This window comes from Sphingomonas sp. 1185 (assembly GCF_040544655.1).
Classification (GTDB): Bacteria; Pseudomonadota; Alphaproteobacteria; order Sphingomonadales; family Sphingomonadaceae; genus Sphingomonas.
The window spans coordinates 1-12999 of the sequence record NZ_JBEPKL010000035.1 but is presented as its reverse complement, the minus strand read 5'-3'; the positions used below and the strand labels follow the sequence as shown (position 1 = coordinate 12999).

General features: G+C 64.8%; 9 protein-coding genes and 2 pseudogenes. 6 read left to right on the top strand and 5 right to left on the bottom strand.

Annotated elements, in window-relative coordinates:
• Positions 1–8 precede the first annotated feature (8 nt).
• Entirely contained in the window at positions 9–1184 is a 1176-nt protein-coding gene (locus tag ABIC44_RS17425) for a zinc-dependent alcohol dehydrogenase (RefSeq protein ID WP_307100948.1), read from the bottom strand.
• Positions 1185–1319: 135 nt separating this feature from the next.
• On the opposite strand from ABIC44_RS17425, the gene ABIC44_RS17420 reads away from it, so the two are divergent.
• Entirely contained in the window at positions 1320–2807 is a 1488-nt protein-coding gene (locus ABIC44_RS17420) for a PAS domain-containing protein (RefSeq protein WP_354296725.1), read from the top strand.
• Here the strand turns inward: ABIC44_RS17420 and ABIC44_RS17415 are convergent.
• Both ABIC44_RS17415 and ABIC44_RS17410 read right to left on the bottom strand, forming a co-directional pair.
• Positions 2804–5230 carry an ABC transporter permease gene (locus tag ABIC44_RS17415; RefSeq protein ID WP_354296724.1) on the bottom strand — a complete coding sequence of 809 codons (2427 nt, stop codon included), beginning with the start codon at positions 5228–5230 and terminating at the stop codon, positions 2804–2806. The two genes, ABIC44_RS17420 and ABIC44_RS17415, sit on opposite strands and share 4 nt — an antisense overlap.
• 15 nt (positions 5231–5245) lie before the next feature.
• Positions 5246–5923 carry an ABC transporter ATP-binding protein gene (locus ABIC44_RS17410; RefSeq protein ID WP_354296723.1) on the bottom strand — a complete coding sequence of 226 codons (678 nt, stop codon included), beginning with the start codon at positions 5921–5923 and terminating at the stop codon, positions 5246–5248.
• Positions 5924–5944: 21 nt separating this feature from the next.
• Here ABIC44_RS17410 and ABIC44_RS17405 point away from each other — a divergent pair, with 21 nt between their 5' ends.
• From ABIC44_RS17405 to ABIC44_RS17395, 3 genes are all read left to right on the top strand, one after another.
• Positions 5945–6094 (top strand): hypothetical protein, encoded by a 150-nt coding sequence (locus ABIC44_RS17405; protein WP_354296722.1) that lies wholly within the window; start codon positions 5945–5947, stop codon positions 6092–6094.
• Between the two features lie 250 nt (positions 6095–6344).
• Positions 6345–7535 carry a Na+/H+ antiporter NhaA gene (gene nhaA, locus ABIC44_RS17400; protein WP_354296721.1) on the top strand — a complete coding sequence of 397 codons (1191 nt, stop codon included), beginning with the start codon at positions 6345–6347 and terminating at the stop codon, positions 7533–7535.
• A gap of 68 nt (positions 7536–7603) precedes the next feature.
• Complete coding sequence (locus tag ABIC44_RS17395) at positions 7604–7804, top strand: DUF3606 domain-containing protein (protein ID WP_354296720.1); 201 nt, start codon at positions 7604–7606, stop codon at positions 7802–7804.
• Between the two features lie 25 nt (positions 7805–7829).
• On the opposite strand, the gene ABIC44_RS17390 is transcribed toward ABIC44_RS17395, so the two are convergent.
• On the bottom strand, positions 7830–8291 hold the full coding sequence (locus ABIC44_RS17390; protein WP_502959864.1) for a methyl-accepting chemotaxis protein: 462 nt from the start codon (positions 8289–8291) through the stop codon (positions 7830–7832).
• A gap of 280 nt (positions 8292–8571) precedes the next feature.
• On the opposite strand from ABIC44_RS17390, the gene ABIC44_RS17385 reads away from it, so the two are divergent.
• The gene (locus ABIC44_RS17385) at positions 8572–11838 is read left to right on the top strand and encodes a TonB-dependent receptor (RefSeq protein ID WP_354296719.1); all 3267 of its coding nucleotides are present in this window, start codon (positions 8572–8574) and stop codon (positions 11836–11838) included.
• A 231-nt stretch (positions 11839–12069) separates the two neighbouring features.
• Here ABIC44_RS17385 and ABIC44_RS17380 read toward each other — a convergent pair.
• Positions 12070–12419: pseudogene (locus tag ABIC44_RS17380) on the bottom strand (integrase core domain-containing protein); the annotation flags it as partial.
• A 309-nt stretch (positions 12420–12728) separates the two neighbouring features.
• On the opposite strand from ABIC44_RS17380, the pseudogene ABIC44_RS17375 reads away from it, so the two are divergent.
• Positions 12729–12917 (top strand): annotated as a pseudogene (locus tag ABIC44_RS17375) (helix-turn-helix domain-containing protein); the annotation flags it as partial.
• Positions 12918–12999 lie beyond the last annotated feature (82 nt).

The following is a 12999-nucleotide window of genomic DNA, read 5'->3' as shown; positions in this document are numbered from 1 at the left end:
GCCCTCCTTCAGGGTTGGAGCATGACCTTGACGCACCCGTCCGCCTTGTCGCGGAAGGTGGCGTACATTTCGGGGCCCTTGGACAGATCGACCTTGTGGGTGATGACGAAGGAGGGATCGATCTGCCCGTCCTCGATCCGGCGGAGCAGATCGCCCGTCCAGCGCGGGACATGCGCCTGCGCCATGCGAAAGGTCAGCCCCTTGTTCATCGCCTGACCCATCGGGATCTTGTCGACCAGCCCCAGATAGACACCGATGATCGAGATGACGCCGCCGGGGCGACAGACATAGATCATCTCGCGCAGCACATGCGGGCGGTCATTCTCCGCCATCAGCATCTGCTTGGCGCGGTCGAGCACGGTGTCGGGCTGGGCGAAATGGACATGGCTTTCGGTGCCGACCGCGTCGATGCACTTTTCGGGCCCCTTGCCGTCGGTGAGTTCGTTCAGCCGCTCGACGACGCTCTCCTGCTCGAAGTCGATCGTGATCGCGCCCGCCGCCGCCGCCATCGACAGGCGTTCGGGCAGCCGGTCGATCGCGACCACCTGTTCGGCGCCCAGCAGGATCGCCGCGCGGATCGCCATCTGGCCGACCGGGCCACAACCCCAGATGGCGACCGTGTCGCCGGGCTGGATGTCCGCCTGGACCGCCGCCTGCCAGCCGGTCGGCAGGATATCGGACAGGAACAGCAGCTTCTCGTCGTCGATGCCGTCCGGCACTTTGATGTGCGTGGTGTCGGCAAAGGGCACGCGCAGATATTCGGCCTGCCCGCCGGGATAGCCGCCGGTCAGGTGGGTATAGCCGAACAGACCCGCCGTCGCATGGCCGAACGCCTTGTCGCCCAGCTCCTTCTTGCGGTTCGTCCGCTCGCACACCGAGAAGTTGCCGCGACGGCACTGGTCGCACTCGCCGCACTGGATGGTGAAGGGGATGACGACGCGGTCGCCCTTCTTCAACGTCCCCCCGGCGGCGCTGCCGACCTCGACGACTTCGCCCATCGTCTCATGCCCCATGATGTCGCCGGGCAGCATCGCGGGCACCAGATTGTGAAAGAGATGCAGGTCCGACCCGCAGATCGCACAACTCGTAACCTTGATTATGGCGTCGCGCGGATGTTCGATCGCAGGGTCGGACACCGTGTCGTACCGGATGTCCTCCTTGCCGTGCCAGACCAGGGCCTTCATGCCGCTCTCCTCGATTGCGTGGGGCACAGTTATGGACGGCAAGGCGCCAGGCCCATCCGGGCGATCCCTAGGGAACCTTACCCGGTCGCGGACGCTTGCCGGTAGGACCGGCAAAGCCTGAGGAGAGCCGGCCCGATGGACGAAGTTTCACACGACACGTCCATCCGGAACGCGGTGTTCCGCCGGGGGCCCGAGGCTGCGTGGCACAGGGGCGAAGCACGCCTGCGCGCCGCGACCGAGCTGGTCGGCATCGGCATCTATGCCTGGGACCCGCGCACCGGCGCGCTCGAATGGGATGCGCGGCTCTGCGCGATGTGGGGCATCCCGCCCGGCACCGCGATCGACGAGGAGCTGTTCGAAGCGGGCATCCATCCCGACGACCGGGAACGGGTCCGCGCGGCGATCGCGGCCTGTGTCGATCCGTCAGGCGATGGACGCTACCGGATCGAATATCGCGTCATCGGCCGCGACGACGGCATCGTCCGCCACATCGCGACGTCGGGCCGGACGACATTCGCCCATGGCCATCCGATCGCCTTCATCGGCGCGGCGATCGACATGACCGAGCAGCGCCATGCCGAAGCCGCGATCCGCGCCAGCGAGGCGCAGTTCAGCAGCTTTGCCGCGCATAGCAGCAACCTTCTCTGGATCGCCGATCCGCGAACCGGGGACATACTCTATCGAAGCGCCGCCTTCGATCGCATCTGGGGCATTTCGCGCGCCGGCGCCTCGCCTTCGATCGCGTGCTGGCTGGACGATGTGCATCCCGACGACCGGCGCCAGGTCGAACATGCCCTGGCCAGCGTCATGGCCGGGGACGTCACCCAATATGCGTATCGCATCGTCCGCCCCGGCGACGGGGCCGTCCGCCGCCTGCGCGACACCAGCTTTCCCATTCCCGACGCGCAGGGCGCGATCACCCGCATCGGCGGCATCGCGGAGGATCTGACGCAGGAGGATAGCGGCCAGGTCTATATCGTCAGCCCCAGGACGACCGAGGCCCGGCGCCTGGCCGCGCTGGTGCGGGCGATGGGGTATCGCGCGCGCCTGTTCGAGAGCGCGGCGGCGTTCCTCGACATCGCCGCCGTCCTGGCGCCCGGCTGCGTGCTGGTCGACCTGCGCCATGCCAAGCCCGAAGGGTTGTCGGTCGCCCGCGAGCTCAAGGCCCGGTCGATCGCCTTGCCGAGCATCGTGCTGAACGGGCCGGGCACGAACCTGATGTCCGCCGTCGCCGCGATGAAGGCGGGGGCGACCGACTATATCGTCGCGCAGGACGACGCGGCGCTGCACCCCGGCCTGTCGAACGCGATCGCCGACTGTCTGGCGGCGGTCCGCCCCGTCTCCCGCGACGAGACCGCCAGCGCGCGCATCGCCCGGCTGACCCCGCGCGAGCGCGAGGTGCTGCTGGGGCTGGTCGGGGGCAATACCAACAAGCTGCTCGGCAAGAAGCTGGGCATCAGCCCGCGCACCGTCGAGCTGCACCGCGCCCAGGTCATGAACCGGCTGGACGCGGGCAATCTGGCCGAACTCATCCAGATCGCGCTGGCGGCGGGGGTCGCTCCGCCCGGCGAGGGCCATGCGACCCGCGGGCCGGTCCCGACGCCGCCGGGGCCGGACGCCTAGTCATGACGAAGCGCCCAGGCCGGCTCCATTCGGCTGGCGCGAACGGCCTGCCCCGCCACGGTCAACACCGCGATGCCGAGCGCCAGCGCGGTCGCGCCGAGGAAATGAAGCGGTGACAGCGCGATCCGGTCGTCAAATCCCGCCAGCCATGTCCGCATCGCCACGAACGCCAGCGGCCACGCGACCAGATTGGCCAGCAGCACCGGCCGCAGGAACTGACCGACCAGCAGCCGCATGATGTCGACCGAGGATGCGCCCAGCGTCTTCCGGATGCCGATCTCCTTCACCCGGCGCTGCGTGTTGAACGAGGCGAGCCCCCACAGGCCGACGCACCCGATCAGGACCGCCAGGCCCGCGCCGATGCCGAACAGACGCGTGGCGCGATCGTCGTCGTCATAGAAATTCTGGAGCAGCCGGTCGCCGGTATCCGCGCGGAAGGGCGCTTCGGGGGCGATCCGGATCCAGGCCGCGCGGACGGCCTCCTTCACCGCGCGCGGGTCGCCTGTGAAACGCATCGTCGCGACGGGATAGGGCACGATACCATGGGCATAGGTGTAATAGACCGGCGTTGCGGGCAGGCGCGGCGAGAAGAAGCGCAGATCCTCGACGACGCCGACGATGGTCATCGGCCGAGGCTCCACCACCCTCCTGCCGATCGCCTCGGCGGGCGTGCGGAACCCCAGCGCGGCGGCGGCCGTGCGCGAGATCACGATGTTACCGGGCACGCCTTTTTCGCTGTTCTCCCGGTCGTCCATCCGGTGCACATCGTCCAGCAATCGCCCGGCGACCGGCCGGACCCCGAACAGCCGGAAGAAGTCGGACCCGACATGGATGTGGCGGACCGCCGGTCCCGGAGCGGGGCGACCGGGCAGCAGGAGATTGTCGCCATTGTTGTTGCCGACATTGCCGACCCCGGTATCCGACGTCGTTACCATCGACACCCCCGGCACGGTCCGGAACGCCGCGATCAACGCCGGCTGCTTGGCCTGGTCCACATAGCCGAGCCAGGGCGCGACGAGCAGCCCTTCGCGCCGAAAGCCCAGGTCGGCGTTACGGACATGGCGGGTCTGCGCCACGAGGACCGCCGTGCCGATCAGAAAGGCGATCACCACCGCGAACTGCGCCATCACCAGCGCCTCGCGCACCCTCGCCCCCGCACGCCCGCCGCCCGGCGTACGCGCCGAGGCCAGCACCGCCGCCGCAGGAAAGCGCGACAGCAACATCGCCGGGTAGCAGCCGGCCAGAACCCCGATGCCGATCGCCAGCACCAGCAGAACCGGGACGATGACGGCATAGGGCATGGTCAGCGACAGTCCACCGGCCGCATTGATCATCGGCAGGCCGATCTCCGCCAGCATCAACCCCAACAGCGCCGCCAGCGCGGCGGCGAGCACCGCCTCGCCCATGAACTGGCGGATCAGCATGCCACGGCTCGCGCCCAGCACCTTGCGCATCGCCACTTCGCGGGCGCGCAGGCCCGCCCGAGCGCTCGCCAGATTCACATAGTTGACGATCGCGATGAAGAGGGTCAGCACCCCGACCAGCCCCAGCGTGGCGATGGTCATCTTCCGGGTCGCGCTCGCCTGGCCGGCGGGTTGCAGATGCGCCTTGACCAGCGGAAGAAGCGGCAGCGCCATCCGCGTCGCCGCATCCTTCCCCAGATCGCGGGCACCGCGGCGGGCCACGAACCCCGGCATCTTCCGCTCAAAGGCCCTTGCCGCATCCTCGTCGGGGAAACGCAGATAGGTCTTGAGCGAGGTACTGCCCCAATGGTCCCACCAGTCGCCCAGATCGGTGGTGGGCAGGCGGGCGAGGATGGAGAATTTGAAGTCGCTGGTCCTCGGCAGATCCTCGAACACGCCCGTCACGCGATAAGGGGCGACTTTGTCGAGGGAGAGCGTCATCGTCTGCCCGATCGGATCGGCATCGCCGAAATATTTCCTGGCCGCCGATCGGCTGAGGATGACGCTGGTCGGATCGGCCAGCGCCGACGCCTTGTCACCCGCCACCCATGGCAGGTCGAACACGCGCAGGAAGCTCGCATCCACCTGGCCGATATCGTCGAAGGTCGCGACACCGTTGCGCACGACGCTTCCGCCGTCCTTGCCGTCCATGTCGGTGCCGCCCATGAACCGCGTGCCGACGATGCCGGGCAGATCCTGGCGCAGCGCGTCGAGCAGGCCGCCCATGGTGTACGGATAGGTGCCGGTGAACGGACCGTCCGCGCGTTTCCACTCGGTCTGGACGAGATAGACCTGGTCATGGTGCGGCAGCCACCGCTCGAAGCTGGTCTCGAACCGCACATAGAGCGCCAGGACGAAAAAGACCGCGATCCCGACCGCCAGCCCACCGATATTGAGCGCGGCATAGAGCGGGTGGCGCGTGAGCGAGCGGTAGAGCGAGGTGAGCGCAAGGCCGTTCATCGGGTCTGCTCCTTTTCAGATCGCGCGCATGGCGCTGGCGACGATGCGGCCGTCGAGCATGTCGATGCGGCGCTTGGCGAGGTCGGCATGGCTGGGCGAGTGGGTGACCATCACGATGGTCGCGCCAGCATCATTGAGGCCGGTCAGGATGTTCATCACCTGCTCGCCATTGGCGGTGTCGAGATTGCCGGTCGGCTCGTCCGCCAGGATCAGCTTGGGATCGCCGACGATGGCGCGGGCGATGGCGGTGCGCTGCTGCTGGCCGCCCGACAATTGGTGCGGGAAGTGGCGCGCGCGGTGGGCGATGCCGACCTTGTCCATCGCCGCCGCCACCCGGCCGCGGCGATCCCCCGCATCGCGGCGATAGGCGAGGCCGAGCGCGACATTCTCCTCGATGGTCAGCTCGTCGATCAGGTTGAAGCTCTGAAAGACGAAGCCCAGCGTCTCGGCGCGGAACTTCGCCAGCTCCTTTTCGTCCATCGCCGCCAGATCGCGGTCGCCGAACAGATATCGCCCGCCCGTCGGCCGGTCGACCGTGCCCAGCGTGTTGAGCAAGGTCGACTTGCCGCAGCCCGAGGGGCCCATGATGGCCAGGAACTCGCCCGCCGCCACATGCAGGTCGATATCGTGCAGCGCGGTCGTCTCCACCTCGTCGGAGACGTAGCGGCGCTGGATGTTCTGAAGACGGATCACGGATAGCGTCCCTGTCACCGGATGTTGAGGTTGTCGCCCTTCGCGGGCGAGGGCGGGCTGGTGACGATGCGCGCGCTGGCGGTGGGCGGTGCGCTGCTTCGCGCGGATGGGCGGTTCATCGTCATGGGCCGAGCGTCACTGTCCAAGGCGGAAAAGGCCAATGCCCTGTGATGGGGCGTTTTTCGGGGCGGCAGCCACGCCGTGGCGAACCGGCCTTGAACATTATGACCGGAACCGGACAGTCGCATGCCGTGTCAACCGGCCCGAAGCCTCCCGGCGACAGGCCCGTACACACATGCGTTGCCCCGCCCGTCCGCCAATGCGATAGGGGCCGTGGGTGTCTGCGGTCGGTGCGCCGTCCCGGACAGGGTGTCGCGTTGGTCGGGCCGCCAGCGAGGCCGACCCGCGTCAGGAACACGACATGACGAACCCCGACCGCCCCCGCCCCAACATCATCCGGCGCTTCCTGGGCTCCCCATCCTCCGCCGGGCTCGTCCTGATCGCGGCGGCCATCGGGGCGCTTGTCCTCGCCAATTCGCCGATCGGACCGGGCTATGCGACGATGCTGCATGCCCGGTTTGGCCCGCTCTCGCTGGAGCAATGGGTCAACGATGGCCTGATGACCCTGTTCTTCCTGCTCGTCGGGCTGGAGATCAAGGGCGAGATGCTGGAGGGCGAGCTTTCGACATGGCCGCGGCGCATCCTGCCCGGAATCGCGGCGTCGGGCGGGATGATCGTTCCCGCGCTGATCTATCTTGCCTTCAATCGCGGCCCGACCGCGGCCGGATGGGCGATACCCATGGCGACCGACATCGCCTTTGCGCTGGGCGTCACCGCTTTGCTGGGTCGGCGGGTGCCCGCCTCGCTGCGCATCTTCCTGGCGGCGCTGGCGATCATCGACGATCTGGGCGCGGTGCTAATCATCGCCCTGTTCTATACCACCCACCTGTCCCTGCCCGACCTCGCCGGAGCGGGCGTCGCGCTGGTCGCGTTGATTGGCCTCAACCGGCTCGGCGTCCGGCACCTTTCGCCCTATATGCTGGTCGGGCTGGTCCTTTGGGGGCTGATGCTGCGTTCGGGCATCCATGCGACGCTGGCCGGGGTGATGTTGGCCTTCACCATTCCGCTGGACCGCACGCCCGGCCGATCCGACGGGCACGGGAATGGGGACGGCACCAGTCCGCTCCGCACGCTCGAACACCGGCTGGATCGGCCGGTGGCCTTTCTCGTCGTGCCGATCTTCGCGCTGGCGAATGCGGCGGTCCCGGTCCTGGGCTTGCCGCCCGGCGCGCTGGCCGCGCCGGTCACGCTCGGCGTCGCGGCCGGGCTGTTGATCGGCAAGATCATGGGCGTCTTCGGCTTTGCGACCATCGCGGTCCGCCTCGGGCTGGCGGCCATGCCCGCGGGTGCGGGCAGGCTCCAGATGCTGGGCATGGCCTGTCTGTGCGGGATCGGGTTCACGATGAGCATCTTCATCACGCTGCTCGCTTTCCCGGACAGCCCGTTGCTCCAGGCGGAGGCGAAGATCGGCGTGCTGGCGGGATCGCTGGCGGCCGGGATGCTGGGCTATGCGATCCTGCGCCGGGCCGGTCGCGCGCCCGCCATCGGCTGATCCCCGGAGGCGGGCGAGGGAGCGATCACGGCGCCGATACGTTGCGCTCCTGACCATAGGAGAGCATCATGCCCGACGATAAAACCAAGCAAGGTCAACAGGATCGCAGCCGCGTTGCCGGTGGCGAGACCTATGAAGTCGCCTATTTCGCCTCGAAGCACGGGCTGACACAGGAGCAGGCCCGCGACCTGATCGCCCGCACCGGCAATGACCGCGCCAAGCTGGATGCCGCCGCCGAGGCGATGAAGGGCCGGAAGGACGCCCGGTAGAGGACCGCCCCCAGGCGATCCGCTCCTATCCGACAGCCGCGCGCCGATAGCGATGATCGTCGAGGCTGGCGACCGGGTTGGGGCTGCGCCCCATCGTCCGCGCGATCGAAAAGCGTGCCATCTGGCGGGACAGCTCGTCGGCCTCGCCCGCCAGGCTCCGCGCCGCCGCCGTCGCCTCTTCGACCATGGCGGCGTTCTGTTGCGTCACCATGTCCATCTGGCCGACCGCCAGATTGACCTGCTGCAGCCCGGTGCTCTGGTTTTCCGCCGAGACGGCGATATCGTTGATCAGCTGATTGATCTCCGCGATGCGCGTTACGATCCGGCCGAGCGCCTTGCCGGTCTCGTTGACCAGCGCCACGCCCGCCTCGACCTGCTCGGCGGAGACCGAGATGCGCGCCTTCTTCGAAGAAGCGACGATGGCTGCGAGCAGTGGTGATTCGCTGACATTGGCTGAGATGAGCTTTTCTCCACAGAAGAATGACAATGCCAAACGTTATCGGCGTATCAGTGTAATACATTCATAATACAGCAATACTGATCTGTTTAAGAAATTGGCATTGCTGTCGAAAGTTGCTCAAATCTTCCGCATAAATATCTTCCGCCAGTGCGCTGTGTTGCAATTTGCACACATTTCTCAAATAAAAACGTATAAAGTTTCAAAAACCTTTTGTGTCGTTGCGTCATTTTCCTGACATGTGTTGGTCATCGCCCTTTCAGGGTAACGAAATGGCACCGACCGCGTGCCGTTCGAGGGGGAATAAACTATGACCAAAAACTGGCTTTTCTCGAAGGCTGTGCTGCGCCACGGCGCCGCGCTTCATGCGCTGGCGATCATCGGTGCGGGCGCTGGTGCTATGGCGGTGGCCGCCCCGGCGGCTGCGCAGGATTATACGCAGGTCAACGCGACTGGACGCGTCATCGGCACGGATGGCAAGGCCATTGGCGGTGCGACGGTAACAGTAACGTCCGCCGCGCAGGGCTTCAGCCGCAGCGCAACAACCCAGCCCGATGGTTCTTATGTAATTTCTGCGCTGCCCCAAGGAACCTATAGCTTCACGATCACTGCGGACGGCTTTGACAGCTTCAGCGATCCGGCCGTGCGCCTGATTCAAGGCCGCGCCGCGAACCAGTTCAACCTTCAGCCGGTGAACGCGGAAACCAGCGGCGACATCGTCGTGACCGCAGGTCGCGTGCAGGTTGTGGATTTCAGCAGCAACACGATTGGCCAGACGATCGACGTGGCCGATGTCGCCACGCGCATCCCGGTCGGTCGCGACCTGACCTCGGTCGTACTGCTGGCGCCGGGTGCAGTCGGCGGTGACGGTCGCTTCGGCTCTTTCCCGTCGATTAACGGCGCGTCGGTGTCGGAAAACGTCTATTACATTAATGGCTTGAACACGACGCAATTCCGCAATGGTCTGGGCGCCGTGGCGGTGCCGTTCGAATTCTATCAGACAGTGCAGACCAAGATCGGCGGCATTCCGGCTGAATTCGGCCGCTTTACCGGCGGTATGATCAACTCGACTACTAAGTCCGGTTCCAACGAATGGCACGGCGGGGTTACGTTCAACTGGCAGCCGAACAGCCTAAATTCCAAGACCCGCAATACCTATGCGGCAGACAATGACTCGGCCTATTCCGATCGCCATGAGTTCATTGCACAGCTTTCCGGTCCAATCATCAAGGACCATCTGTTCTTTTATGGCATCTATAACTCCCGTGATATTAGCTATGGTCAGGGCTATACCGGCGTCGCATCGGCCACCGGCACCGGTGCGAATGGTTGCGCGAGCAACCCTGCACTTTGCGCAAATTTTGCGGACCTGAATACGTTTAATCAGCAGATCGTCGGTACGTCCTACAGTCAATTCCGCAATACCAGCCCGTTTTGGGGTGGCAAGATCGACGCGGTGGTCGTTGATGGTCAGCGGCTTGAGGCGACCTACTGGAACACTACGGGCCGCTTGATCGAGAACGTCTACGGCACCAGCCAATATTCGCTTGCCAGCGGACAGCGCTACAACCTTAATACCAATAACCCTGGCGGTTATGTCGCAACGAACATCTATCGTTCCGGCGGCGAGAATTATGTTTTCCGCTACACGGGGAGCTTCACGCAGTGGCTGACCCTGTCGACGGCCTATGGCGTCAACAAGAACAGCGACACGCAGGAATCCAGCCTGCCCGGTCTCCCTTCGGTGGTCGACCAGCGGAACGGCGCGAACAGCAGCATTGGCAATACGCTTTCCAATGCCACACTCAATTTTGACAAGCGAACCTTCTATCGAGTGGATGCCGATGTTCGCTTCGATCTGTTCGGATCGCACCATATCCGTGGCGGCTACGACCGCGAAGATTTGGACTTGAGTTCAATCGTGCAAGCCAATGGCGGCGCGCAATATACGCTTCTGACGGCATCGGGGGCCGCAACGACGATCGATCCGGTCGTCGGCTTGCCGGGCGGTACGTCCTACATCACTGCCCGTACGTTCCGCACGGGTGGCCAGTTCGCGACGCGTAACACCGCGTTCTATGTTCAGGACGACTGGCATCTGCTCAACGATCGCCTGAACCTGAATCTCGGCATTCGCAACGATCGCTTTCAGAACGATAATGCCGCTGGCCGCACTTTCTTCGTGGCGAAGAATCAGTGGGCACCGCGCTTAGGGGCGAGCATCGATCCGCTGGGTGATGGTCGTACCAAATTCTTCGGTTCGTACAGCCGTTACTTCCTGCCGGTCGCGGTCAATACGAATGTTCGTCTGGCGGGCGGCGAACTGGACTCCAGCGCTTACTATCAATTCGCTGGTCTGACGGCGAACAATACGCCGATCCTGGGCGCTCCGATCACCACCGGTGCCGGCTTCACGGCATGCCCGGGTGGTACGCCGGCAGGTACCGCTTGCGTGGTCAGCAATGACGGCACGGTGCCAAGCACCGAATCGGTCGTGGCCTCCAACTTGAAACCGCAGTCGGTCGATGAGATTGTCTTCGGTCTCGAGCATCGTTTGGGGAACCGCATCAAGGTCGGGTTCAACTTCACGCAGACGAAGTTGAATAACTCGCTCGAAGACGCCGCCCTGGATCAGGCAATCGTCCCCTACTGCATCGCGCAGGGTAAGGCTGCAGCGGATTGTCGCGCGATCTGGAGCGGTGTGCATCAGTTTGCGCTGATCAATCCGGGCCGTGACGTCGCGGTGACACTCAGCGATCCGCTGCCGGGCGAGACGACAGCACGTCAGGTAGTGCTTTCAGCGGCTTCGCTACAATATCCGCAGGCGAAGCGCGTTTATCGTGGCGTCAACTTCACATTCGAGCGTGAATGGGACGGCGTGTGGTCTCTCAATGCCAATTACACCTATTCCAAGCTTTACGGAAATAGCGAGGGCGGCGTCCGTTCGGATAACGCGCAAACCGACTCCGGTTTGACCACTGCGTTCGACTTGCCGGTGCTAGTCAACGGCACCTATGGCTATATGCCCAATGATCGCCGCCACAATTTCAAGGCTTGGGGGTCGTACAAGGCGGCTGAATGGCTGACACTGAGCTTCAACGGTTCGGTCAGCGCGCCACGTCACTTCGGTTGCTATGGCCGTCCGCCTGCGAGCGCCGATTACGACGCCACGGCACCGGGTGGTATCGCAGGTCTTTATTACCGGACCAGTGCGGCCTATTGTAATGTCGTCAACGGTTCAGTCGTCCGCAACCCCAATGGCTTCACCGTGATCAACGATCCGTTCAATCGGGCGGGCGGTGCGCGGCCCAGTACTTTGCAAGTCGTGAACCGTGGGTCGCAAATGAAGTCGGACTGGCTCGCGCTGCTTAATCTGGATGCGACGGTCGCGGTACCGACCGACGCCTTCACCGGCTTTGTTCGTCTGTCGGTGTTCAACGTCTTCAACTCCAGGCCGGTGCTGCGTGTGCAGGAAACGGGCACGACTTCGGCGGGGGCGCCGCAGCCGGTCTATTCGCTGCCGACTTCGTACAATCCTGGCCGTTCGGCGCGTATCCAGTTCGGCGTGAACTTCTAATCCTAGGGTTCATTACGAACCCTGCCTGGGGCGGCTTCCTTTGGGGGCCGCCCTTTTTCGCGTTCAAAGCCGAATTGCGGTTGCGCGATGTAGTGAGCCGTCCCGAGTTCGCCGGATGCATTGGGTTGTGGGTCACGCTGCCATATCGATCTGGTCGACGGCAGCGTAGAACAGTTCTTCGGCTTCAGCAGGCGGGATGTTGCCGATGGGTTCTGACGGTCCCCCGGTTTCTCATCCGGGCACGATGCGAGTTTTCGGCCTGCATCCGCCGGGGTTAACCCCGGCGGATGCAGCATATTCGGCTGGCGTCAGCCGGCCAAGGGCTGTGTGAGGACGGCTCTCGTTATAGTCCGTCGCCAAGCCTCGATCTTGGCCCGTGCGTCCGCCAGCGACAGGAACCAGTGGCTGTTCAGGCACTCGTCGCGAAGCCGGCCGTTGAAGCTCTCGACCAAGGCGTTGTCGGTCAGCTTGCGCGGCCGCGAGGAATCAAGCGTGATGCCGTTCTCATACGCCCACCGGTCGAGCGCCTTCGAAATGAACTCCGGACCGTTGTCGACCCGGATGGTCTTCGGTGCACCACGCACTGACGCGAGGGGCTGGTGATCCACGTCATCTGCGACCGGATCATCGACCATGTCAGGCTACTCGCACAAGTTGGCCAGATGGACTTCCCCCATGCGACAGGACAGGGGGACGGTGCCCGCCATACCGGGTCGCCCGACCGGGGTGACGCCGGCTGGCGACCTGGCCCGCGCGACAGCTATTGGCCGCCGCATGCCAAAGGCGTGGATTCAGTGCAGGTAGTGCCGATCAAGTCGCGCGACTTCCATTAGATGTTTGGTCCCGGCGATTGATGGTGCAACAACCACGAACGAGTGGAAGGAAGCGCTCTGGGCCAGGTTCTACACGGGAGCGCCACGACGACAGAGGTCGTCCGTCGAGCGATACAGCATAGTAAGGAGAGCCTGAGGGCGCTGGCGAGGCGCTACGGCGTCAACCAGAAGACGGTTGCGAAGTGGCGCAAGCGCTCATCGACGGCCGATCTGCGGACCGGCCCCAAGGAGCTTAGGTGTTCAGTCCCGGCATCTGGTGGATCGGGTCGACGATGAACCGGTCTGGCTCTGACGTCCAGATCTTGGCGATGTATTCGTAAGGTGTAAG